This is a genomic window from Streptomyces scabichelini, from assembly GCF_011045015.1.
In the GTDB taxonomy this organism is placed as follows: Bacteria; Actinomycetota; Actinomycetes; order Streptomycetales; family Streptomycetaceae; genus Streptomyces; species Streptomyces scabichelini.
Genome location: NZ_JAAKZY010000024.1, coordinates 43,412 through 65,740 on the forward strand (window position 1 = coordinate 43,412; position 22,329 = coordinate 65,740).

The following is a 22,329-nucleotide window of genomic DNA, read 5'->3' on the forward strand; positions in this document are numbered from 1 at the left end:
GGGTGTACGGAATCGTCTGGCCACCCGGCCGGTGGTCGGCGTCGAGAGTGGGGACGGTGACAAAGCCGGTGCGACGTAACCGATGGGCTAGTCGTCGGCCGACACGAGTACGCGCGCCGCGGCGGCCCGGCACGCAGCCGCGTGAGACTCTCGCGGACCAGATCGGGCAGCGAGGACGTCGGTCCCCTTCCAAGCGCTTGAAGGCGACGAGCCACAACCACACCCTGTCCACGCCCCGGCGGCCGTCAGAACATCGTGTTGTCGTTGGCGGAGGTCTCCGGCACGTCCTGTACGGCGTCCCAGTGCTCGACGATCTTTCCGTCCCTGACCCGGAAGAGGTCGAGGACCGCCCGGCCGCGCTCGCCCGGCGCGTCGACGTAGTGGCTGTGGACGGCCACCAGGTCGCCCTCGGCGATGATCCTCTTCGGCTCCACGCTCAGCTGCGGGAACTGCTCGATGTACGCGCCCAGTCCGGCCTTCACGCCGGCCACCCCGTCGGGGATGTTCGGGTTGTGCTGACGGTACTCGGGGGCCACGTAGGTGTCGATGGCGGACAGGTCCTTGCGGACCAGGAGCTGGTCGACGAACGCGGTGACCAGCTTCTTGTTGTACGCGGTGAACCACCGCTGCTCCGGCGCCTCGGTCTGCGGCCGGCTGAGGGTGGAGAACATGTCGTTGCCGTTGGCCGTGGTCGCCGGCACCTCCTGGAGGATGTCCCAGTGCTCGGCGATCTTCCCGTCCTGGAAGCGGAAGATGTCGAAGACGGCCATCCCGTGGGTACCAGGAGCCGGGACGACATTGGAGTGCAGGAGCACCAGGTCGCCCTCGGACAGGACCCGCTTGGTGTCGTACGCGGTGTCCGGGTACTGCTGCCGCCAGGCGGCACCGAACGCCTTGAGGGCCTCGGGGCCGTCGGGGGCGAGCGGGTTGTGCTGGATGTAGTCCGGCCGTACGTGGCGGTCGATGACGGTCGTGTCGCCCCCGTCGAAGACGGTTGTGAGGGATTGGGCGATCTGCTTCTTCACTGTCCCTTCCACGGTCAGCACGATCTTGCCGGTGGTGCGGCCGGTCTCGCCGAGCGTGTGGGCCTTGGCGGCCTCGGCGAGCGGGAAGGTGGCCGCGATGTGGGCGCGCAGGGCGCCGGTTTCGACGAGGTCGGCGATGGCTTGCATGCCGGCGCGGTCGGCCTCGACGAGGAGGGACTCGTAGCGGATGCCCCGCCCTGCGATGTCAGCCAGCTCGTCGGGGTCGATGGGTACCGGAAGGATCGAGACGAGGGTGCCGCCCGGGCGCAGCACGGCCAGGGAGCGGGCGCGGGCGGCGGTGTCCAACGAGACCGGGTCGAGGACCACGTCGATGTCCTTGACCGCCTCGGCGATGTCGACCGTGTGGTAGTCGATGGCCTCGTCGACTCCGATCGAATGCAGGAAGTCGTGCTTGGCGGCGCTGGCGGTGCCAATGACGTACGCGCCGCGGGACTTGGCGATCTGGACGGCGAGATGGCCGACGCCGCCGGCGGCCGCGTGGATGAAAACGCGCTGCCCGGGCTGGACATCGGCGGTGTCGACGAGTGCCTGGTAGGCGGTCAGGGCGGCGAGCGGCAGGGCGCCGGCCTGGACGTGGTCGATGCCGGCGGGCTTGTGGGTGAAGGCGCGGGCGGGGGCGGTCACGTACTCGGCGTGGGCGCCGACCCCGTGGGGGTAGGGCAGCATGCCGAAGACCTCGTCGCCCGGCTTGAACAGGGTGACGCCGGTGCCGACGGCCTCGACGACGCCGGAGACGTCCCAGCCCAGGGTGAGGGGCAGGCCGCCCGCGGTCATGGGCTGGGCGCGGTTCCACCAGTCGGTGGGGTTGACCCCGGCCGCTTGGACGGCGATCAGGATCTCACTCAGCCCCGGCTCGGGCCGGGGTAGTTCGACTTCCTTGAGTACCTCGGGGGAACCGTGGGTGTCCTGGCGGATGGCGCGCATGGTGGTGGTATTGGGGTTCGTCATGCGTCCAGCGTCGCGGTCTGCCACTCCCGGGCGCCATGGCATGAATGCCAACTTTCAACGGGATCACGCCATGGCGTGCGTTCGTCGATTCATTGCGTCGGCCGCACCCGGGCTCGCCGGAACCCTGACACGTCATCGTCAGAACATGGACTTGTGGCGTGCAAGGTGACGCTGCACGTGATGCGTCCAGCGCGTTGCCATCACCGTCCGATATCGTGGCATGAATTCCAATTTTCGACGGGATCACGCCATGGCATCCATTCACCGAGTCGTCGTCCTGGCCGTAGACGGGGTGTACCCCTTCGAACTGGGCATTCCCAGCCGGGTCTTCGAGGCGGCGGACGGCCGCTACGAGGTCCTCACCTGCAGCGTCGACGGCCGCCCGGTCCGCACCAACTCCGACTTCTCGATCACCGTCGAGCACGGCCCGGAGGCGCTGCGCACCGCCGACACCGTCGTCATCCCGCCCTTCACCACCACCGCCGTCACGACGGAAGTGCCACGGGCCATGACCCAGGCGCTCGCGTCCGTGGCACCAGGCGCCCGCCTCGTATCGATCTGCACCGGCGCCTTCGTCCTCGCCGCAGCCGGTCTCCTCGACGGCCGGCCGGCCACCACCCACTGGATGGCCGCGGACCTCTTCCGCGCATGCTTCCCACAGGTCGCACTGGATCCCGACGTCCTTTTCATCGACGACGGAGATGTGCTGACGGCGGCCGGTGCCGCCTCCGGGCTCGACGTCTGCCTGCACATCATCCGCAAGGACCACGGCAGTGAAGTCGCCAACCAGGTGGCCCGCATGTGCGTCGTCCCTCCGTGGCGCGACGGAGGACAGGCGCAGTACATCCAGCACCCGGTGCCCGAGGCCACGGCCAGCGGAACGGCCACCGCCCGTCAGTGGGCGCTGGAGAACCTCCACGAGCCGATGACCCTGACGGACCTCGCCGAGCACTCCCACATGAGCCTGCGCACCTTCGCCCGCCGCTTCACCGAAGAGGTGGGCATGAGCCCGGGACGCTGGCTGATCCAGCAGCGCGTCGAACGGGCACGACACCTCCTGGAAACCACCGACCTGCCGGTGGACGAGATCGCCGGCCAAGTCGGCTTCGCCGGCGGCACATCGCTACGGGAACATCTGCATGCCGCCATCGGCGTCTCACCGCTCGCCTACCGGCGCACCTTCCGCGGCGCCCTGTCCCCCACGCACTGAGCATCACCGCACACACCGCTCTCACTCTGCGAACGCGGTGACGAACCAGCGCCCGCCACGGCCGGGGAATGCCCTTCGCCGAGACAGCACGCACCCGTCCACGCCCCAGGGTTCGCGCCACACCCAGCGCGCCTCGTACGCCCGCATCGTCGAGGGCATCAGACCGCCGCCGACGGACAGAGCTGTGCCGGACACAGACACCGGGTCGTATCGACCAGCCCGCCCTCGCCGGCCTCAGCCACCACGGCACCCGCCCCCTCCTCTAGGCGTCCTTCTCGGCACACACCTGAACAGCGGTGCCGTCAGGAGGAGACAGCAGGGCGTTGGTCTCTTTTGCCACGTCAATGAATCCGGCCAGTACTGGACTGTCGTTCTCACGTGCCCAGATGAGTCCCATTTCGACGTCGAGCGGTTCGTCCTGGAGTGCGCGGTAGGTGACCCCGGTTTTCTGGATGCGGCGCACCGAAGCGGGAATGAGCGCGACGCCCACGCCGCTCGCCACAAGCCCCGCGATGGTCTGGACGAGAGCTGCTTCTTGGACGACTCGGGGTACGAAGCCGCCGCGACGGCACTGCTCCAGGATGATTTCGCGAAGGCCTTGGCCGCTGTGTCCGCCGACGAGCACGAAGGGCTCGTCGGCGAGGTCGCTGACCTGGATCTTCCGGCGGGCGGCGAGACGGTGGCCGGGCGGGAGTACCGCCACCAGGGGTTCCCGTGAGATGGCCGCGGACATGAGGTTCCGGTCGCCGAACGGATACCCGTCGGCGAAGGGGAGATAGAAACAGCCGCAGTCCAACGATCCGTCACGAAGGTCTCGCACCTGCTGCTCGGGCGTCAGTTCGTGCAGGTCGAGCCGTACGTCGCTGAAATGTGCTCTGAAATTGCGAAGAATGGGCGGAAGATTCTCCGTGGTCGCGGAGGGAACGAATCCCAAAGCCAACCTGCCCCATTCGCCTTTCGCGGCTCTCCTGGCGTCCTCGACGTTACTGCGAAGCTGGTCGAGAAGCTCCTGTGTGCTCTCCTGGAAGGCGCGGCCTGCCGCCGTGAGCTTCACCCTGCGTGTGGTGCGCTCGAAGAGAACCACGTCCAGCTCCTCCTCGAGCTGACGGATCTGAACGCTCAGCGGCGGCTGAGTCATGTTGAGCCGGTCCGCCGCGCTGCTGAAGTTCAGCTCCTCGGCGACAACCAGGAAGTACCGCAGCTGCCGCAGCTCCACCTCCCACGGCCCTCCCTCGTCTGTTCAGTGCCCATGACGTCAGTGCCCATGGCGCCGCTGATCTATTCGCAGCATGTATAGATCAAGAGGTTAATGAGAATTGGACAGGATGAATAGCGGATACGAGCATGTAACCCAACCTTCACAGATCGGTGAGTCCGCGATGAACGCATCCTCGATGTTCAGTGAGGGCAGGTCCGCCGAGATCGTTGTCGCGAGCTTCGGCGCGGACACCGATCCGAGACTGAGGAAGGTTCTCGGCTCCCTCGTCCGGCACCTGCACGACTTCGTCAAGGAAGTCGAACTCACCAATGAGGAGTGGGAGTTGGCGATCGCCACGCTCACCGAGACCGGTCAGGCGTGCACCGACGTACGGCAGGAGTTCATCCTGCTGTCGGACGTACTGGGCGTTTCGATGCTGGTCGAGACGATCAACAACCGTTCTCTGGAGCTGGCCACCGAGTCCACCGTGCTCGGCCCCTTCCACATGGTCGAGTCACCCCCCAGGAAACAGGGCGACCTCATCGCGCTGGACGGCAAGGGCGAACAGTGCCTGGTCACCGGGCGCGTCACGGACGAGGCGGGAACCCCGCTCGCGAACGCCGAAGTCGACGTCTGGCAGGCGAACGCCGAGGGCTTCTACGACGTGCAGCAGCCCGGAGTCCAACCCGATCGCAACCTCCGCGGCCTGTTCACCACGGACGAGCACGGCGAGTTCTGGTTCCGCTCCATCGTTCCCCGCTTCTATCCAATCCCCGTGGACGGCCCCGTCGGCCGTCTGCTCGCGGCCACACACCGGCACCCGAACCGGCCCGCGCACGTGCACTTCCTCGTGACCGCCGAAGGGCACCGGCCGTTGGTCACTCACCTGTTCGTCAAGGACTGCCCGTACATCGGCTCCGACGTGGTCTTCGGCGTCAAGGAAAGCCTCCTGCGCGACTTCGCCCAGGTCGACGACCCCGCCCGTGCGGTCGAACTCGGCTTCGACAACCCGTACCGCGCCGTCCACTTCGACATCACCCTCCTCAGCGAGACCGCCCAGGAGACCGGCCGATGAACCAGGCACGAACCTTCGCGTACCAAGCGCTGCCGATGCGTGTGGTGATGGGCCCCGGCGTAGTCGGCCGGCTGGCCGACGAGATCGACCGGGCAGGACTCAAGCGGGTGCTCGTCCTGTGCTCCCCTCAACAGGAGGAGCTCGGCCACGCCGCCGCGCATCTGATCGGCGACCGCGCCGGCGGAGTGCACCCCCATGCCCGTATGCATGTCCCCGTCGAATCCGCCGCGGAGGCCGGCGACCGCGCGGTGGAGTTGGGGGCCGATGGCTGTGTCGCGGTGGGTGGCGGTTCGGCGATCGGTCTGGGCAAGGCGATCGCCCTGGACCATGGCCTCAAGCTCATCGCGGTGCCGACGACGTACGCCGGTTCGGAGATGACCTCCGTGTGGGGGCTGACCGAGAACGGCCGCAAGCGCACCGGCAAAGACCTCCGGGTGCTGCCGGTCAGCGTGCTGTACGACCCCGAACTCACCCTGAGCCTCCCGGCTGTCGCCTCCGCGACCAGCGGCATGAACGCCATCGCGCACGCCGTCGAAGCTCTCTACGCCCCGGACGCCTCACCGATCATCAGCCTGATGGCCGAGGACGGAGTGCGCTCCCTCGCCACAACGCTTCCCGCCGTGGTGGCGGACGGCGCGGACACCAAGGCGCGCGCCGAGGCCCAGTACGGTGCCTGGCTGTGCGGGGCCTGCCTCGGCGCCACCACGATGTCCCTGCACCACAAGCTGTGCCACACGCTCGGCGGCACCCTCGACCTGCCGCACGCCGATACCCACACCGTCGTCCTGCCGCACGCCCTCGCCTACAACCAGCCAAGCACCCCTGCGGCGGTCGCCGCGCTCGAACGCGCGCTGGGCGGCTCCGACCCGGCGGTGGCACTGTGGGAACTCGCCCGAAACCTGGGCGCCCCGGGCTCGCTGCGCGAACTGGGCATGAAGGAAGAAGCGATCGACCAGATCGTCGAGCTGGCACTGGCCGACCCTTACGCCAATCCGCGCGAAGTCACCTCCGAGGGCCTCACCCGGCTGCTGCGCCGCGCCTGGTCCGGCGAACCGCCGATCGCCTGAAACCGTCCGCCGTCCGCCGTCCGCTCCATGCATCTCGTACGAGCGCACCGAAGTAACCACCACTGACCGCCACCGACGCGGAGGTCATCCGTGAATTGGTTTCTTTCACGTCGAGTGCGCAACGGTCCTTTCTGGAATCCCACAAGCGGTGTCGGCGGAGAACTCGGCTACCATGACGTCCTCGCCGATACCGATACCGATGCCGATACCAAGACCGCCACCATCGCGCTCAGAATTGGGAAAGAAGTCCCATGACTATCGACGCCACTATCGCCAGCCTTGTCCAGCGGATCGAGGTGCTGGAGGCCGAGGCCGAGATCCGCCGTCTCCAGACGCGCTACATGTTCCTGTGTGACACCCCGATCCCCGAGTTCGGAGTCCGGGACGACGGACACCGCATCGACCTGATCATGGAACTGTATTCCGAGGACGCTGTCTGGGAGGGCGTCGGTGAGTACTACGACGGCCAGTTCGGCCGCGCCGAGGGAGCAGCCGCGATCCGTGAGCACTTCGAGAAGTTCTGGGGCCAGAAGCAGGACCCGGCGTTGCTGTTGAACGCCCACTACCTGACCTCGGAGCAGATCCACGTCGACGGCGACGAGGCGACCGGCCAGTGGATCCACATCCAGCCGTGGCTCTTCTCCGACGGCAAGTCCCTGGTGCGTTCGAGTCGGCTGAACAACGCCTTCCGCAAGGCCGACGGCATCTGGAAGATCACACGCACACGGACCGAGAACGTCTTCGTCGCGCCGCTGTCCGCGGGTTGGGTGAGCGACTACCCCTCAACCTCGGTGTTGATGGGGCCATGATCGAAGACGTACCCTGATTCGCCGTCAGAAAGGCCGAGTCGGCGAAACAAATCGACAATCAAATGGAAACCGGAAAGAGGCACGGAGGCCGGCACCTCCCTAAAATTAGGGAGGTGCGGTTTTGCCGCCCCGTGGGGATGGTTCCATTCGAGTTCTTCCACCTAACATTCGGCCATGAATTCCGGAGATGAGCAGGGCAGACCCGTTCCTCTGCTGCGGGCCGAAGGGATCTCGAAGCAGTTCGGAACCGCTGTCGTCCTACGGGACGCCTACGTGGAATTCCACGCCGGTACCGTAACCGCGCTTACCGGGGAGAACGGTTCGGGAAAGTCGACGGTTGCCCGGATTCTCGGCGGCATGCTTGCTCCCGATGCGGGACGCATATTGGTGGACGGAAAACCCGCACGCATTCCCGACGCGAGGGCCGCGCTCTCCCATGGGATCGCGCTCATCAGCCAGGAGCTGACCCTGGCCGCCGACCTGACAGTCGCGGAGAACGTCTTCCTGGGCCGGCTGCCGGTGCGCGGCAGGGTCGCGGTCTCGTGGCGCAGGCTGCGGTCCGCAGTCGCCGAGTTGCTGGAGACGTACGGGATGGCGATCGACCCCCGCGCTCGGGTGGGTGACCTGTCCATCGAACTCCAGCAGCAGGTGGAGATCGCGCGGGCGATGGCAACCGACCCCCGGGTGCTCATCCTGGACGAGGCCACCAGCTCTCTGTCGGAGAAGGCCGCCGACCGGCTGCTCGAACTCGTCGAGCAGCGCCGCGCGCTCGGCACGGCGGTCGTGATGATCACGCACCGGATGAACGAGATCTACCGGTCCGCATCCTCCGCGGCTGTGTTGCGGGACGGCCGGATCATGGCCACCGTCCCGATCCCGCGAACGCCGGAGGAGGACCTCGTCCGCCTCATGGTGGGCCGTGAACTGGGCGACTACTACGGGCGGCGCGTCCATGACGTGGACGGCGCGGACATGGTGCTGAGCGCTGACGGCCTGTCGGCGCGAGCACAGGGACTGCGGTCGGTCGACCTGTCGGTACGAGCCGGGGAGATCGTCGGCGTGGCCGGTCTCTCGGGCTCCGGCAAGGAAGTCCTGGGGCACGCGTTGGCGGGCGCCGTCTCCGCAGAGGGGCGGGTGCGGGTGGCCGGGCGTGCGATCAGGCTCGGCCGGCCCGGGGCCGTACTCCGTGGCGGCCTGGGGTTCGTACCGGAGGACCGGAAGGCCAAAGCCCTGCTACCGGAGCGGTCGGTCACCGAGAACCTCTCCGTGGCCTGGCCCCAGCACGTCTTCCGGTACGGGATCCGCAGGCCGCGGGCGGAAAGCGGTCGGGTGGCCGATGCGGTGCGCCGATACGGCATCAGGACCGCCTCCTCACACCTTCCGGTCCGAGTCCTGTCCGGAGGCAATCAGCAGAAGATCACCATCGGCCGGCTGTTCGACCTGAACCTTCCCGTCTACGTCCTGAGCGAGCCGACCCGGGGTATCGACGTCGGCTCCAGGAGCGCGATCTACACCCTGCTGCGGGAACAGACCGCCCGAGGCGCCGGAGTGTTGTTCATCTCGTCGGAGCTGAACGAGCTGTGCGGAGTCTGCGACCGGGTGCTGGTGATGTACCGGGGGGACGTCGTCGCGGAGTTCACCGGGGCCGACATCAACGAGGAGACCATCAACCGCGCCATGGTCACCGGCAGGCCGCAGCTCGAAGGCGCCTGACGCGCCCGCCCGGTCCGCAACCGCAGCCGCAGCCGCAGCCGCAGCCGCAGGGCGCCCTGACCACATCCCCGCGCCTCAGAGCGATCCGCATCCCACACCCGACAGGAACGTCATGACAGCTCTCCATCAGCAGGTCGATCCCTCCAGTGCCGCGCCCGGTGGCGAGCGGGTGCGCCGTCAACTGCCGCCGCTGCCACGCCTGGGCGAGACAGGCGGGGTCGTCGTCGCCCTGGTCATCCTGATGGTCGTCTCCTCGATCGCCCAGCCGGCCTTCTTCACCTGGTCCAACCTGATGAACATCGTCGGCGCAAACAGCGTCGCCATGTCACTGGCGATCGGCTCCACCTTCGTCATCATCGCCGGAGGCATCGACCTGTCCGTCGTCTCCATGACCGCTGCGTCGGGCATGGGACTCGGGCTGCTGCTGTCCTCCGGGGCGCCGACGGTTGTCTGCGTGCTGGGAGCCCTGGCCCTCGGAGCCGGGCTCGGCGCCGTGAACGGGCTGCTGATCTCCCGGCTGCGGATCTCTTTCCTGGTGGTCACGTTGGGCATGGCGTCCATCGCGGCGAGCCTGGCGCTGGTGGTGAAAAACGGCTCTACCGTCGACGTCTTCACCAAGCCCGCCTTCGGCCCGGTGCACACGTTCGCGACCGGCGACATGGGGCCCGTACCCATCATCCTGGTCTTCGACGTGCTGCTCATCCTGGCGACCGCCGGAGTGCTGCGCTACACCCGCTTCGGCCGCTCGGTGTTCGCGGTGGGATCCAACGCGGAGGCCGCGCGGCTCAACGGCATCAACGTCAAGAACACCACCGCGGCCGTCTACGCGCTGGCCGGGCTGGCCGCCGGGCTCGGCAGCGTCGTCCAGGTCGGCCGGCTTACCGGAGCCTCCCCGCAGATCGATCCCTCGCTGCTCAACGGCGTACTCGCCGCGGTACTGATCGGCGGAACCTCCTTCAGCGGCGGCAAGGGCAGCATCTGGGGAACCGTGCTGGGAGTGCTCTTCCTCGGCGTGGTGCAGAACATCATGACCCTGGCCGACATCTCCAGCTTCTGGCGGCAGGCGGTCAACGGCCTCCTGCTGATCCTCGCGGTCGGCCTGAGCGCGGCGCGCTGGAAGAGCCTGCGCCGACGGCCCGCGCCCGAGGCGGCGGCCGCCCTCGCGAAGGAGCCGCGATGACCACCTCGGCCCATTCGCCGACCCGCCCTGATGCCTGACTTCCTGACGCAGCGTCAGCCCGCTGCCGCGCTCCTGCCCGCAGACCCACCACCCCTCGCGAACCCTCATCAGATCGGACGTACACCATGCACAGCAGATTTTCACGCCTCGCCCTCAGCGGCCTGGCGATCGGCGCCATGGCCGTGACCACCGGCTGCGGAAGTGATAGCTCCACATCGGCCGGGAGCGGGTCGGGCAGCGGCCTGACTGTCGGGTTTGCTTCCCCGGTGATGGCCCAGGAAGGCCAGCAGGACATCTCCAAAGGCTTCAAGTCGGGGGCGACCAGCCTCGGTTGGAAGGCCAAGACCTACGATGCGAACCTGTCGGCCGACACCCAGGTCTCCAACGTCCAGACCATGATCGACCAACAGGTCGGCGCGCTTTCCGCGTGGGCACTGGACGAAAACGCCATTGCGGGCTCCTACGCCGCCGCCAAGAGCGCCAAGATCCCCGTAATCGGCGTCAACTCCGCAGGAGCGGACGGAATCTCCAGCGTCTGGTGGGAGATCTACAGCTGCAAGAAAGATGGAATCCTTGACCAGCTCGCCCAGATGTTCGCCAAGGCCAAGCCGAACGGGAAGATCGCGGTGATGGGCTTTCCGGTCAAGTCGATCGTGGGGATGACCGACTGCTTCACGGCCGCGGCGAAGCGGGCCGGACTGACCGTCGTCTCCAAGCAGGACAACACCCAGAACACCAGCAGCGGCGCCTCGTCGCTGGCCCAGGACCTGCTGTCGGCGCACCCGGACATCGACGGATTCTGGAGCTTCAACGATTCCACGGCGCTCGGCGTCTCCTCGGCAGTCATCGCCGCCGGCAAGAAGGTGTACACGGCCGAAAGCCCGAACGGAATCTTGGTCACCGGGTCGAACGGCGACTCCTCGGCGATCGCGGCACTGCGCAACGGGACCATCACCGCCTCGATCGACACCGACCCGTATTGCACCGGGGTGGCGGCGGTCGCCGCCATGCAGGACGCCGTCAAGGGTGACGCCGCAACCAAGTACGTCATCAAGAACGAGCTCATCACCCCCGCGACGGTCAAGGACTTCGTGGCGCCCAAGGACCGCCCCTGCACGCCCACCGAACTGCCGCTGGTCAAGTGAGAGTGAGACCGTCGCCGGCCCCATGAAGACCCTCTGAAGGGGGCCCTACCGGATCGCGCAAGCACCACCTGGGACGAGCGTGGAGGTGACCGCGGTGGCGGCAGCCCCGAGCCCCGTGAGACCGGCGGATGGGCAGCCGCCGGGCAGCGTCGTCTACATCGTCGACGACGACCAGGAACTGTGCAGGTCACTGGCCTGGCTGCTGGAGTCCGTGAGAATCAGGTCCCTGTGCTTCACCGATGTGAGGACCTTCCTGGACTCCTACGACCGCGACCAGCCCGCCTGCATGGTGCTGGATGTGCGCATGCCCGAAGTGAGCGGCTTCCAGCTCCAGGAGACCTTGAACCGGACCGGATCAGCCATCCCGGTCATCTTCGTGTCCGCCCACGGCGACATCAGAATGTCCGTGCGGGCACTGCAGAACGGCGCCGTGGACTTCCTGGAGAAACCCTACGATCCCCAGCACATGCTCGACGTCGTCCAGCAGGCGCTGCGAACCGCGCAGCAACGATTCGCCCAGGCGGCCAGGCAGCAGGCCCTCCAGGCTCGCCTGGACAGCCTCAGCCCCCGTGAGTTGGAGATCCTTCGCCTGGTGATCGACGGCGTACCCAGCAAGAACATCGCGACCCGGCTGGGGATCAGCACGAAGACCGTCGATGTGCACCGCACCCACATCCGGGAGAAGACCCGCGCCGAGAGCATCGCAACCCTCGTCCGGGACGTGCTCCGGACAGGCCTGGCACTGCCGTCCCCATGACACGCGGACGAGATGGTGAACCGGAATGCTTGGAATTCTCGTCGCTAACCAGCCCTCGAGAGGACGGAGATACCTCTTGGAATGTCCCGCACCTTATGCCTCATGGCGGCGTAAGGAATTCCCTAATAGTGCTCGGGTGACCGCGTTTCTAGGATTTCCCGTGTCAAGATGTCCCCCCTTGACGAGGAGTGAATGATGGGAATCAGCTTCAGTGTCATGGTCACCGGCGCGTTGCCGATGGCCGCCTACGGCCCGCTCGCCAGACAGGTCGAGGACGCCGGCTTCGACCAACTGCACATCGCGGACGACCTCGTCTTCCGTCCGGCCTGGCCAATCCTCACCGTCGCCGCCCTCAACACCTCGCGCATCCGGCTCGGCCCGTTCATCGTCACGCCCCAGGTCGCCCACCCCGTCTACCACGCCGCGAACCTCGCGGCCCTCGACGAACTGAGCGGCGGGCGCATGGTGGCGGGCATCGGCCGGGGCGGCTTCAACCCGCTCATCGGCGCGGTCGCCCCGTCGAAACCGATGACGTGGATGCGTGAGGCGCACGCGTTGATGACGCGGATGCTCGCCATGGATCGCACGCCCTTCGAGGGTCAGTACTTCAAGGCCACCGAGGACCTCTACTTCCAGTTCGAAGTGCCGCGGCATGTCCCGCTGTTCGTCGGGACCTGGTCACCGCAGACGGCCCGGCTCGCCGGCACCATCGCGCCGGGGATGAAGGCCGACTGCGTCGCGAGCCCCGAGTACGTCGCCCGGCTCAAGGGCCAGTTCACCGACGGTCGAGCGAGCGTGGGGAAGACGATGGAGGGCACCGAGTTCATCGTCGGACCCCTGTGCGCGATCTCCACCGATCCCGGCCGTGCCGAGGACTCCATCCGCGGGATGCTCGCCCTGCTCCAACCGTTCCTCGCGCCGATGATTCGTGAGGTCGGCATCGGCGAAGACGAGGTGGAGGCGGCATACACCGCCTTCACCAAGGGCGACGTGGCCGAGGCGAAGGCGCTCGTGACGCGCCGGGCCATCGACGCGTTCAGCCTTACCGGCACACCCGACCAGGTCGTCCGGCGGATCGGCGACCTGATCGACGCTGGTGCCGACAACATCGCCTTCGGACCACCCCATGGCGACGATCCGGTGGAGTGCATCCGCCTGATCGGCGAACAGATCCTGCCCCGTTTCACCAGCCGCTCCGCACGGAAGGTCGTCATATGACCGAGGACACCGACGCCATGCTCCGTCGTCTCGAACGCGCCTGGAACGATCAGGACATCGAGACGATCGCCGGTCTGTTCACCGACGACTGCGTCTACGAGGACTTCGCCGAGGGGGCGTACGTCACGGCGCCGGACGGGGTCCGCGAGTTCGCGGCGGCCGTCTACGCCACCATGCCCGACTTCTCCCTCACGCTGCGCCGGATCGGCACCGGCCCGACCCATGGCGTGAGCGAGTGGACGATCACCGCGACCTGGCGCGGTGAGTTCGAAGGGGTGGACCGGACGGGCACCCGCGTCGAGTTCTCCGGACTGTCCATGTACGAGTTCGCGGACGGCCGGATCAAGCGGAACTCGGACTGCTGGGACTACACCGTCCTGGCGAAGCAGATGCGTGTCCTCCCCGAGCGGCTGCGCGAAGTCCTCTGACCCGAGCGGTCATGGTCGCGATCTGCTGACCAGACCCCGAACCGCGTCTCCCGGGCCGCCGACCGTGCCCAGGCCAGCGCCGACGTGCTGGGCCTGGGTGCGCAGGGCGCCGCATTCCGAGACTCATGTCCGACCTCGACGCCCGTTCGCCAATTCGCCCGTTCGCCCGTTCGCCCGTTCGCCCGTCGCTCAACGACGCGGCGGCTCGGCGCGGGCGGTCCTGCCGAAGAGGACGCGGGTGAGCTGTACCCGGCTACTGATCTCCAGCTTGGTGTAGATGCTCTTCATGTGCTGGCGCACCGTGTAGACGCTCAGCGTCAGCTGCTCGGCGATCTCGCGGTCGGACAGACCCGCAGCGACCATGCGCGCCACATCCGACTCCCTGTTCGACAGGGAAGGCCGACCCTGGTTCGTATAGCGCGGCTCGGCCGACTCCAGGGAGAGCTCCATGACCTCGGCCCCCGGCTGGCCGGGCACCGACCGGACGGTGCAGTTGAGCACGTCATTCGCCCCGTCACGCTTCCTGACCAGATAGGAACGGCGCGATTCGGCGACCGACGGCTCGGTGTCCCGCAGAATCCGGTACAGGATGTCGCCGCCCTCCCGGAGGTCGTCCAGCAGCGCCGCAGCAGGCGGGGTGACGGTGGGCTCGGTGGAGTCGGGGCTGGTGTAGGCGACCGCGGCGGAGCTGTTCTCCAGGGCGAGGCTGACGACGTCCAGCTGCTCCTGGAGTCGCTGCCGGCCGCGCAACGCGGTCACCGCGCCGCCGACCACCCCGGCCATGGCCGCCATGAAGTGCAGGTCCGTCTCGGCGACGGGCGTGTTCGTCCGGTCGGAGGAGAAGTCGATCGTGCCGATGATCGAACCCCGCACGACGATCGGTGCCTTGAGGACATGCAGCATGTTCTCCAAGCGGTCCACCAGCCGGTATATGTCGGTCTGCCGCCACTGCGTGAGGGATCGACCCGCGAGGTTGTAGGCGGGCGACGCGGTCGCCATGACCTGCCGGAGTTCATCGTCGACGGGCCGGCCCAGCCGCTCGTATGCGGCCAAGAACCGGTTGCTCACATTGCGCGAGGCGTACCACGACGGGCTGGTGGTGCCGTCGACGAACAGGTACACCGCACTCATCGGGAAGTCGATGACACGCCGGGACAGGGCGAAGTACGCCTCCCCCAACTGCTCCAGATCGTCGACATCGGCCAGCACCGCGGCCAGCTCAGCCAGACTGGCGTAGCGCTGTCCCTCACTGCGGACGCCCGGCGCGGACCGCGCTCTGTCCGCTCTGTCTTCGTGCCGCTGTTTCTCCATCCGAGGGTGCCCCATCTCCACGGGCGCCCTCCGGCCGCACAAGAACCGGACCTGCGCCAGCCGTGTTGTCGAGAAGTCGAGAAGTCGAGAAGTCGAATCGAAATAACTCGGGCCTGGTATCGATGCCGGCCGCTCACCCCAGGGTGAAGCGCCGGAGGCCACACGTCGTCGGGTCCCGCGCGCCGCGCAGGCGGAGATATCCGCAGGTGGAATATAGCCCCCCATCGCCTGATACCACCAGGGATGACCGGACCTGCGGGTCCCCCCCGACAACAGGGCTCATCGTGCTGGCCGTTGTAAGTACCTGGGGTGCCGGGGACACCCGGCTGTCTTGGCATTCATACCGTTGCTCAGGGCCGTGCCGCGCGGCGGATCTCCTGGGCGGTCCGGCCGAACTCCGCCTTCAGGGTGCGGCTGAGGTGCGTGGCGTCGAGGATTCCCCAGCGGGCCGCGATCTCGCGAGTCGTGCGGTTCACCAGCGAGGGGTCGGACAGGTCACGGTGGATGCGGTGCAGCCGCTCACGTCTGATCCATGCCGCCAGGGACACCTCCCGCCGGTTCAGCAACTTCTGCAGATAGCGCACCGAAATACCGTGCCGCCGCGCGACGAAGCCCACGGACAGGGCGGGGTCTGCGAGATTGGCCATGCAGTAGGCGAGGATGCGATCAGCAAGGTCCGAGTTCGCCTCGGTGCGGGAGGGCGAGGCGTCGGTGAAAGCCGAGATGATCAGTGAGACAAGCGCGTCCGCGAGGTGCACACCGGCGGCCGGGGAGACCTCTTCGATGCCGGCGCCGAGCCCGGCGATGCAGGCTGACACGACGGGCCCGACTCCCGGGCCGGCCGGCAGCGGGGACGCACTCCGCCGCCCGATCAGCTCGGCGTTCAGCCCGAGCCGCGAGCGCGGTATCCCGATGACGAAGGTCTCGAAGTCGTCCCAGTGCCTGAGGTCGTAGGGACGAGTGGTGTCGTAGGCCACGAGATCGCCGGGGTGCAGCGAGCCTCGCCGGCCGTCCTGTTCGATCCCTGCCCGCCCACGCCGGTGCAGCGCGATCTTCAGCAGTTCGCGATCGGTGGAGCCGATGGTGTGTACGTCCCGGTGGACCCGGCACGGCGTGGCGGCGATGCGGGATATCACGACCCCGTCGATCGTCACTGCCGCGAGGCTGGCATGGAGTCCGCCCTCTCTCGGAATGCGGATGCGCAGCGGCACGAAGGATTGCGACGAGGCGGCCTCGAACTCCTCGATGCCCTCGAGGTTATTGCGTCTCATACTGCCCTCACTGTCGGGCGTCGAGCCAAGGACGGGAAACATACCCCATGACCCTCCTAGCGCCTATTGCCCGTTTGTTACGGTCGTTGCCGGTCCAGGTGCCGACGGTGTCGTTTCGCGCGCGAGCTCTTCGAGCCGCTCCCCGAGGGCGAAGAGCCGGTTCACGCGGTCGGGGTGGCCGATCAGTTGGAGGCCGAGCGGCATGCCCTCGTCGTCGGTGAATCCGGGCACCGTGATCACCGGGAGACCGAGCAGCTGCCAGGGACGGCTGAGCACCGGCGTGCCGGTGGCCGCGAGGCCGTGCGGTGCGGGACCGAGGGCGGCCGGGCCCAGGATCGCGTCGGCGTCCGTCAGCACCTCGAGGATGTCGGCGCGGGCCCGCGCGGCCGCGGACAGGGCCGCCCGGTAGTCGTCGTCCGTGATCCGGCGCCCCATGGCGAGCAGTTCACCCAGCGCCGCGCTCAACAGGCCGGGGTGGCGGGCTTCCTCGGCCAGGGCGCGTGCGCTGTCGTACGCCATGACGGTGGTGTGCGCTTCCACGAGGCCGGGGGTGCGCGCGGCCCAGCCCAGGTCCTCGATCGCGGCGCCCTGTGCGCGGGCGCCCTCGGCCGCTCGTGCGAGGGCCGCGTGCATCGGCTCCTCGACGTCCCCCAGTTCGGCCGCCGTCCACACCAGCAGCCGCGGGCGGCCGGACGTGGCCTGCGAGGCGGGAGGACGCGGTGCTTGGGACAGTACGTCGTGGACGAGGCGGAGGTCGGCGACCGTGGGGGTGATCAGGCCGACCGAGTCGAGGCTGTGGCTCAGGCCGGTGATTCCCGCGGTCGGCCATGAGCCGACAGGTGCCACGAACCCCGCGACGCCGCAGAATGCCGCCGGGCGGGTGAGCGAGCCCGCGGTCTGGCTGCCGAGCGCGAGCGGCACCACGCCCGCCGCGACGGCGGCGGCCGAGCCGCTGGACGAACCGCCGGGGGTACGTGTCAGGTCGTGGGGGTTGCGTGTGGGGCCCGGGGCGAAGTAGGCGAACTCCGTGGTCACCGTCTTGCCGAGGGGAATCGCGCCCGCCCGCCGGAGCCGGGCGACCACCCACGCGTCGGCCCCGGCGATCCGGTCCCGGCGCAGCGGGGACCCGCACTCGGTCGGTGTGCCGCGTACGTCGATGATGTCCTTCACCCCGAACGGGACACCGCGCAGCGGCAGTCCGTCCGCCGGCCGGTCGTCCTGTTCTCTGGCCGTGCTCAGGGCGCCGGCCCGGTCGACCCGGACCCAGGCCCTGAGGTCCGGTTCCGTCGCGTCCAGGCGCTCAAGCGCGACGGTGACGACCTCGCTCGGAAGGGCCCGGCCGCTGGTGATCGCCTGCACCGTCATCGCCTGCACCGTCATGGCCTGCGGAACCCGGTGCGTTCGACTCATGTCACTCGGTTCCCGTCGTGTTCTCGAGGCGGTGGAACCGCCGGTTGAAATAGACCAGGCTGTCGCCCTGCCGGACGTGAACCCGCTCGACCTCTACGAACATCACGCTGTGCGAGCCCATGGTCTTCCGGTCGCGGACCGTGCCGACGATATTGACCAGCGCGTCACGCAGGACGGGTACCTCTTCGGCCGGGTCCCATATGTCCCAGGCGAAACGCTCCGGCATGGGGACCTTGGTGACGCCGGAGAAGTGCAGGGCCAGCTCTTCGTGGTGACCGCCGAGCACGTTGACGCACACCCGGCGGTTGCCGCTGATCACGTCGTGCGTCGCGCTGCCGCGGTTGACGCAGACCAGGACGGTGGGCGGTGCGTCGGTGACGGAGCAGACGGCGCTCACCGTCATCCCGTACCGGCCTCCGGGGCCGTCGGTGGTGAGGATGTTGACGGCCGCCGGCAGGTGCGCCATCGCCTCGCGGAATTCTGTCCGGTCGGGTCCGGCGATTGTCGTCACCATTCTCGTCTCCTCAGTTGCCCGCAACCGCTTTTCTCAGCTTTCGCTCCACACTAGGGAGCAGGCGAAGGGGCGGTAATTGCGGGCTGCTTGGCTCTTTCTGAAGAAAAGGGCCGGGGCGTAGGTGATTTCCTCAGCGATTTTCTCGGTACAGCGGTTCCCGGCCGGATCAGAACTCGATGACGAGGCGTCGGCCACGGGCCCGGGAGACGCAGGTGGCGATCTGGTCGTTCGCCGCCTTCTCCTTCCGGGTGAGGCAGTTGTCGCGGTGGTCGGGCTCCCCTTCGAGAACGGGCAGGACGCAGGTTCCGCAGATTCCCTCCCGGCAGGAGGTGTCGACGTCGAAGCCGTTCTCCGCCAGTACGTCCACGATGCTGCGGTCCGCCGGGACGGTGAACACCTCTCCGGTGTCGAGTTCCAGCTCGAACTCCGCGTCGGGCTCGCCGACGGGATCGGGGGGTTGAAAATGCTCGATGTGCACACGTTCTTCGGGCAGGGAGCGGGCCGCGGTGACGGTGACGCGCCGCATGAACTCCTTCGGGCCACAGGTGTAGACGTGGGTGCCGGGGCCCAGGTTCGACAGGATCGCGTCGAGGGCGTCCTGCTGACCGGGGCGCGGCACGCCGAAGTGGAACCGCACCCGGGCGGCGAAGCCGGACAGCTCCAGCAGGTCCGCGAAGCTCGCCTGCCCGCGTGTGGAGGCGAAGTAGTGCAGCCGGAACTTCCGTCCCTCCCGGTGCAGTTGGTACGCCATGGCGATCAGTGGTGTGACGCCGATGCCCGCGCCCACCAGTACGTGTTCCCCGGCGTCCGGTGCGAGGCCGAACAGGTTGCGCGGTTCGCTGATGCGCAGTTCGCTGCCCAGCCGTACGTTGTCGTGCATCGCGTCGGAGCCCCCGCGCGAGGGAGTTTCGCGCTTGACCGCCACGAGGAACGAGCCGGTCTCGTGCGGCGGCCCGCACAGCGAGTACTGCCGGGTGATTCCGGTCGGGCCCGTCACATCGATGTGCGCGCCGGCCGCATACGGGCCGAGGGGTGCGCCGTCGGACCGGACCAGGCGGAAGGACTTGACCTGGTCGGTCTCGTCGGCGATGCCGGTGACGCGGACCGTGATCATCGTACGTACAGCCCTCCGTTCACGTCCCAACAGGCGCCGGTCACCGAACCGGCGTGCTCGGCGGCCAGCAGCGCGACCGTGTCGGCGACGAACGAGGGCGAGACCAGTTCGCCGACAGGGATGTTCTTCTTCAGCGCCGCCGCCGTCTCCGGCCCGATGAGGTCGTAGGTGACCGGGAGGTCGAGCGGCCCCGGAGACACCGCGTTCACGGTCACTCCGCGCGCGGCCAGTTCGCGTGCGAACACCTTGGTCAGGGTCAGGACCCCGCCCTTGGCCGACGCGTAGTGGCCGCCGGTCGCCGTGCCGCCGTTCTGCCCGGCGAGGGAGGCCATGTTGACGATGCGGCCATGGCCGCGGTCCGCGAAGTACGCCCCGAAGACCTGGCTGCCGAGGAAGACACCGTCGAGGTTGGTCCGCACCACCGAGGAGAAGCTCTCCGGCGTGATGTCCATCAGGGACTCGACCTGCGACTGTCCGGCGTTGTTGACCAGCACGTGCACCGTTCCCCAGCGGGCGGTGACCTCGTCGCGGACCCGCTCGAAGGCGGACTTCTCCCGTACGTCGAGGGTCAGGCCGACGGCGGTTTCCTGCCCGGGGTCGAGCGCTGCCGCGGCTTTCCCGGCCCCTTCGCCGTCGAGGTCGGCGAGGGCGACCCGGTAGCCCTGCGCGTGCAGCCGGGCGGCGATGACCTGCCCGATGCCCCGGGCCGCCCCGGTGATCACGGCGACCCGGCTCCCGGCGGCGCTCATGGTGCCGCTCACAGCAGGAACCCCGTGGCACTGACCGCTTCCTGCGAGTTGAGGAGCCGTATCACCTTGCGGGCGATCCGTGGTTCACCGCGGTCGAAGACGATCCGGTGGGTCAGGTCCGCGCCGAGCACGAAGGTCTCCTCGCGCTTGTAACCGACCAGCACCTGTGCGGAGTTCAGCTCGACGGCCTCCTCCTCGGACCGTGCGACGACGAATCTGGACACGGTCCGTACGGTCCGGGCCGCTGCCACGGCGGAGATCGAGTAGCCGGAGACCAGCCGTTCGATGCGCATCCGCCGCATGCGGTCGTCGTCGTAGACCATGTTGAGGCTCGCCTCGAAGTCCTCGGTCTCCGGGTCGATGGGGATGACATAGCGTCCGTCGGGGGCCCAGAGGCGGTCCCACTCCTCGTACCGCTTGCCGTCGAGGAGCCGCGCCTCGCGCCACACCAGTTGGACGGCGGCGCTCACCCGGACATCGGTGAGGCCCAGCAGCGCCTGCTCAGTGAGCATCGGTCATCATCCTCTTCCACATCGCGTAGGCCTCGCGCATGCCCGTCTCGTCGGTCGCGTGGGAGACCCGGTCGCCGTTGTCGGCCTTGCGCTCGCGCTCCATGCCCCGGTTGACCAGGATCGGCAGGTCGGGTCCACCGGCGACGCCGCGCTGCACGCGGTCCCAGGCCTCGGAGTCGTCCGGGCTGCCGAAGCCGAACGGGCCCTGGAAGTGCTCGTGGATGCGCAGGCGTTGCCGGTTCACGATCTCCGGGCCGCCGTCCAGGCCCAGCGCCATGTGCCGGATCTCGGTCTCGTTGACGGAGAGAGGCCGCAGGACGCGGAAGAACGACATCGACATCGCGACGTTCGGGAACAGATTGAGGTTGAATCCGGAGCCGTGCAGGGACCGGACGATGCGCCGGACCTCGGCCGGGTCGAACTCGCGGGACAGCTCCTCGATGATGTGGCTGAACCGTGCCTGGAGCTGCTCGGTGCCGTCGTCCTCGTCGAGGTCGACGTGCTCGGGAACCATGACCATGACGCTGTGGCCGTTGCCCAGGGAGTGGGTGACCGCCTTCTCGTCGGTCATGAAGGACAGCATGTTCGCCGTCTCGGCGTCGACGGACGCCATCCATGAACGGTGCACGATCGGGAAGTGGTAGCCGTCGGTGGTGTTCTCCAGCTGGATCTTCCAGTTGCCCCGGAACCGGAACCGGTGCTCCCCCTGAACCTTGATCGGGTAGCCGGCTCCCTGCTTCATGAACCGGTCGATCCACAGCCGCGCCCCGCCGAGGAAGTCCTCCAGCGGTTCGATGTCCTCGTTGAAGCTGGCGAAGACCATGCCCGCGTAGACGCCCACCTTGAGGCGCTGGAGCCCGAAGTCCTTCTTCTCCAGCACGTCCTCGTAACCGTCGGGATACGGGACTCCGCGCAGCTTGCCGTCCAGCGCGTACGACCAGGCGTGGTACGGGCAGGTGAAGCCGTTTCCGTTGCCCTTCGGCACCTCGCACAGGCTCGCGCCGCGGTGCCGGCAGCGGTTGACCAGGACGTTGATCCCGCCGCGGCGGTCCCGGGTGACGATCACGGGCTGGCGGCCGACGTACGCCGTACGGAAGTCACCCGCTTTGGGCAGCTCGCTCTCGTGCGCCACCCAGACCCAGGTCCGCTCGAAGATCCGGCTCATCTCCCGTTCGAACAGCGCCGGATCGGTGTAGAGGGCGGACGACACCCGGTCGTCCCGGGCGAGGTCCGCCGCGGATGCGCCGGGGTTCACTGAATGCTCGCCGGGATGGTCAGCGGGCGGCCGATGCGTGCCTCGATCGTGGCGTAGCGCCAGAGCAGGTGTTCGCCGACCGGTGTGGTGCGGAACAGGTTGCAGGCGGCGGCCACCGTCTGCTGGTCCGCGACGTCGGCCAGGATGTAGCAGGTCCACGGCCAGGACGCGGACGGTCCGATCATGTGCTGGTCGTCGTCGATGTTGCCGAGGACGTTGACGCCAGGCATGGCGGCGATCCCTTCCATCATTCCTGAGAACGCCTTCCAGACCGGACCGCCGTGGCCTGTGGGCAGATCGAAGAAGTTCTGGTTGATGCCGATGCAGAACAGGACCCGCAGGGGGACGGGGGTTGGCTCGGACATGTCGATCCTTTCAAAGTCTTACGGCGGGGCCGGA

The 22,329-nt window shown here is 68.1% G+C and carries 22 protein-coding genes and 1 pseudogene; 10 read left to right on the forward strand and 13 right to left on the reverse strand.

Annotated elements, in window-relative coordinates:
- Positions 1 to 245 precede the first annotated feature (245 nt).
- Together G5C60_RS51765 and G5C60_RS51010 are read right to left on the reverse strand one after the other, a co-directional pair.
- Positions 246 to 1,046 carry a nuclear transport factor 2 family protein gene (locus G5C60_RS51765; protein WP_338145770.1) on the reverse strand — a complete coding sequence of 267 codons (801 nt, stop codon included), beginning with the start codon at positions 1,044 to 1,046 and terminating at the stop codon, positions 246 to 248.
- Positions 1,032 to 1,970, reverse strand: a pseudogene (locus tag G5C60_RS51010) (NADP-dependent oxidoreductase); the annotation flags it as partial. The gene G5C60_RS51765 and the pseudogene G5C60_RS51010, both read right to left, overlap by 15 nt.
- 274 nt (positions 1,971 to 2,244) lie before the next feature.
- Here G5C60_RS51010 and G5C60_RS10415 point away from each other — a divergent pair.
- Entirely contained in the window at positions 2,245 to 3,204 is a 960-nt protein-coding gene (locus G5C60_RS10415) for a GlxA family transcriptional regulator (protein WP_165257240.1), read from the forward strand.
- 21 nt (positions 3,205 to 3,225) lie between these two features.
- Here the strand turns inward: G5C60_RS10415 and G5C60_RS10420 are convergent, their stop codons facing one another.
- Positions 3,226 to 3,399, reverse strand: a complete 174-nt coding sequence (locus G5C60_RS10420) for a hypothetical protein (protein ID WP_165257243.1) — start codon at positions 3,397 to 3,399, stop codon at positions 3,226 to 3,228.
- A gap of 67 nt (positions 3,400 to 3,466) precedes the next feature.
- Entirely contained in the window at positions 3,467 to 4,420 is a 954-nt protein-coding gene (locus G5C60_RS10425) for a LysR substrate-binding domain-containing protein (RefSeq protein WP_165257245.1), read from the reverse strand.
- A gap of 163 nt (positions 4,421 to 4,583) precedes the next feature.
- On the opposite strand from G5C60_RS10425, the gene G5C60_RS10430 reads away from it, so the two are divergent.
- The 9 genes from G5C60_RS10430 (at position 4,584) to G5C60_RS10470 (ending at position 13,794) form a co-directional block, all read left to right on the forward strand.
- Positions 4,584 to 5,477: an intradiol ring-cleavage dioxygenase gene (locus G5C60_RS10430; protein WP_165257247.1), complete on the forward strand. Its 894-nt coding sequence runs from the start codon at positions 4,584 to 4,586 to the stop codon at positions 5,475 to 5,477.
- Entirely contained in the window at positions 5,474 to 6,544 is a 1,071-nt protein-coding gene (locus G5C60_RS10435) for a maleylacetate reductase (protein ID WP_165257250.1), read from the forward strand. Before G5C60_RS10430 ends, G5C60_RS10435 begins: the two co-directional genes overlap by 4 nt.
- 251 nt (positions 6,545 to 6,795) lie before the next feature.
- A complete protein-coding gene (locus tag G5C60_RS10440; protein WP_165257252.1) occupies positions 6,796 to 7,353 on the forward strand; it encodes a nuclear transport factor 2 family protein in 558 nt (185 codons plus the stop codon).
- A 174-nt stretch (positions 7,354 to 7,527) separates the two neighbouring features.
- Complete coding sequence (locus G5C60_RS10445) at positions 7,528 to 9,066, forward strand: sugar ABC transporter ATP-binding protein (RefSeq protein ID WP_165257254.1); 1,539 nt, start codon at positions 7,528 to 7,530, stop codon at positions 9,064 to 9,066.
- Positions 9,067 to 9,178: 112 nt separating this feature from the next.
- Positions 9,179 to 10,246, forward strand: coding sequence for an ABC transporter permease (locus G5C60_RS10450; RefSeq protein WP_165257256.1), 1,068 nt, complete (start codon positions 9,179 to 9,181; stop codon positions 10,244 to 10,246).
- 125 nt (positions 10,247 to 10,371) lie between these two features.
- Positions 10,372 to 11,391 carry a sugar ABC transporter substrate-binding protein gene (locus tag G5C60_RS10455; protein ID WP_165257258.1) on the forward strand — a complete coding sequence of 340 codons (1,020 nt, stop codon included), beginning with the start codon at positions 10,372 to 10,374 and terminating at the stop codon, positions 11,389 to 11,391.
- A gap of 115 nt (positions 11,392 to 11,506) precedes the next feature.
- Positions 11,507 to 12,148 (forward strand): response regulator, encoded by a 642-nt coding sequence (locus G5C60_RS53605; protein WP_165257260.1) that lies wholly within the window; start codon positions 11,507 to 11,509, stop codon positions 12,146 to 12,148.
- A 192-nt stretch (positions 12,149 to 12,340) separates the two neighbouring features.
- Entirely contained in the window at positions 12,341 to 13,366 is a 1,026-nt protein-coding gene (locus G5C60_RS10465) for an LLM class flavin-dependent oxidoreductase (RefSeq protein WP_206439322.1), read from the forward strand.
- Complete coding sequence (locus G5C60_RS10470) at positions 13,363 to 13,794, forward strand: ester cyclase (protein ID WP_165257262.1); 432 nt, start codon at positions 13,363 to 13,365, stop codon at positions 13,792 to 13,794. Before G5C60_RS10465 ends, G5C60_RS10470 begins: the two co-directional genes overlap by 4 nt.
- A 189-nt stretch (positions 13,795 to 13,983) precedes the next feature.
- Here the strand turns inward: G5C60_RS10470 and G5C60_RS51770 are convergent, their stop codons facing one another.
- The 9 genes from G5C60_RS51770 to G5C60_RS10515 all read right to left on the reverse strand — a co-directional run bounded on the left by G5C60_RS51770 (position 13,984) and on the right by G5C60_RS10515 (position 22,295).
- The gene (locus G5C60_RS51770) at positions 13,984 to 15,105 is read right to left on the reverse strand and encodes a helix-turn-helix transcriptional regulator (protein ID WP_241266658.1); all 1,122 of its coding nucleotides are present in this window, start codon (positions 15,103 to 15,105) and stop codon (positions 13,984 to 13,986) included.
- A gap of 350 nt (positions 15,106 to 15,455) precedes the next feature.
- Positions 15,456 to 16,376, reverse strand: a complete 921-nt coding sequence (locus G5C60_RS10480; protein WP_165257265.1) for an AraC-like ligand-binding domain-containing protein — start codon at positions 16,374 to 16,376, stop codon at positions 15,456 to 15,458.
- A 63-nt stretch (positions 16,377 to 16,439) separates the two neighbouring features.
- Positions 16,440 to 17,786, reverse strand: coding sequence for an amidase (locus tag G5C60_RS10485; RefSeq protein WP_241266659.1), 1,347 nt, complete (start codon positions 17,784 to 17,786; stop codon positions 16,440 to 16,442).
- A gap of 1 nt (position 17,787) precedes the next feature.
- Entirely contained in the window at positions 17,788 to 18,300 is a 513-nt protein-coding gene (locus G5C60_RS10490; protein WP_165257267.1) for a flavin reductase, read from the reverse strand.
- Between the two features lie 166 nt (positions 18,301 to 18,466).
- Positions 18,467 to 19,414 (reverse strand): PDR/VanB family oxidoreductase, encoded by a 948-nt coding sequence (locus G5C60_RS10495; protein ID WP_165257270.1) that lies wholly within the window; start codon positions 19,412 to 19,414, stop codon positions 18,467 to 18,469.
- Complete coding sequence (locus tag G5C60_RS10500; RefSeq protein ID WP_338145769.1) at positions 19,411 to 20,175, reverse strand: SDR family NAD(P)-dependent oxidoreductase; 765 nt, start codon at positions 20,173 to 20,175, stop codon at positions 19,411 to 19,413. Before G5C60_RS10500 ends, G5C60_RS10495 begins: the two co-directional genes overlap by 4 nt.
- Positions 20,172 to 20,675 (reverse strand): aromatic-ring-hydroxylating dioxygenase subunit beta, encoded by a 504-nt coding sequence (locus tag G5C60_RS10505; RefSeq protein WP_165257277.1) that lies wholly within the window; start codon positions 20,673 to 20,675, stop codon positions 20,172 to 20,174. The genes G5C60_RS10500 and G5C60_RS10505 overlap by 4 nt, the downstream gene beginning before the upstream one ends.
- Positions 20,665 to 21,930 carry a Rieske 2Fe-2S domain-containing protein gene (locus tag G5C60_RS10510; RefSeq protein WP_165257280.1) on the reverse strand — a complete coding sequence of 422 codons (1,266 nt, stop codon included), beginning with the start codon at positions 21,928 to 21,930 and terminating at the stop codon, positions 20,665 to 20,667. Before G5C60_RS10510 ends, G5C60_RS10505 begins: the two co-directional genes overlap by 11 nt.
- Complete coding sequence (locus tag G5C60_RS10515; protein WP_165257283.1) at positions 21,927 to 22,295, reverse strand: hypothetical protein; 369 nt, start codon at positions 22,293 to 22,295, stop codon at positions 21,927 to 21,929. Before G5C60_RS10515 ends, G5C60_RS10510 begins: the two co-directional genes overlap by 4 nt.
- Between the last annotated feature and the right edge of the window lie 34 nt (positions 22,296 to 22,329).

Excerpts from the sequence above, each read along its gene's own strand:
- G5C60_RS10415 (WP_165257240.1), top strand. The coding sequence starts at position 2,245 with ATGGCATCCATTCACCGAGTCGTCGTCCTGGCCGTAGACGGGGTGTAC.
- G5C60_RS10430 (WP_165257247.1), top strand. The coding sequence starts at position 4,584 with ATGAACGCATCCTCGATGTTCAGTGAGGGCAGGTCCGCCGAGATCGTT.
- G5C60_RS10435 (WP_165257250.1), top strand. The coding sequence starts at position 5,474 with ATGAACCAGGCACGAACCTTCGCGTACCAAGCGCTGCCGATGCGTGTG.
- G5C60_RS10440 (WP_165257252.1), top strand. The coding sequence starts at position 6,796 with ATGACTATCGACGCCACTATCGCCAGCCTTGTCCAGCGGATCGAGGTG.
- G5C60_RS10445 (WP_165257254.1), top strand. The coding sequence starts at position 7,528 with ATGAATTCCGGAGATGAGCAGGGCAGACCCGTTCCTCTGCTGCGGGCC.
- G5C60_RS10450 (WP_165257256.1), top strand. The coding sequence starts at position 9,179 with ATGACAGCTCTCCATCAGCAGGTCGATCCCTCCAGTGCCGCGCCCGGT.
- G5C60_RS10455 (WP_165257258.1), top strand. The coding sequence starts at position 10,372 with ATGCACAGCAGATTTTCACGCCTCGCCCTCAGCGGCCTGGCGATCGGC.
- G5C60_RS10465 (WP_206439322.1), top strand. The coding sequence starts at position 12,341 with ATGATGGGAATCAGCTTCAGTGTCATGGTCACCGGCGCGTTGCCGATG.
- G5C60_RS10470 (WP_165257262.1), top strand. The coding sequence starts at position 13,363 with ATGACCGAGGACACCGACGCCATGCTCCGTCGTCTCGAACGCGCCTGG.
- G5C60_RS51770 (WP_241266658.1), bottom strand. The coding sequence starts at position 15,105 with ATGGAGAAACAGCGGCACGAAGACAGAGCGGACAGAGCGCGGTCCGCG.
- G5C60_RS10480 (WP_165257265.1), bottom strand. The coding sequence starts at position 16,376 with ATGAGACGCAATAACCTCGAGGGCATCGAGGAGTTCGAGGCCGCCTCG.
- G5C60_RS10485 (WP_241266659.1), bottom strand. The coding sequence starts at position 17,786 with ATGAGTCGAACGCACCGGGTTCCGCAGGCCATGACGGTGCAGGCGATG.
- G5C60_RS10490 (WP_165257267.1), bottom strand. The coding sequence starts at position 18,300 with ATGGTGACGACAATCGCCGGACCCGACCGGACAGAATTCCGCGAGGCG.
- G5C60_RS10495 (WP_165257270.1), bottom strand. The coding sequence starts at position 19,414 with ATGATCACGGTCCGCGTCACCGGCATCGCCGACGAGACCGACCAGGTC.
- G5C60_RS10505 (WP_165257277.1), bottom strand. The coding sequence starts at position 20,675 with ATGCTCACTGAGCAGGCGCTGCTGGGCCTCACCGATGTCCGGGTGAGC.
- G5C60_RS10515 (WP_165257283.1), bottom strand. The coding sequence starts at position 22,295 with ATGTCCGAGCCAACCCCCGTCCCCCTGCGGGTCCTGTTCTGCATCGGC.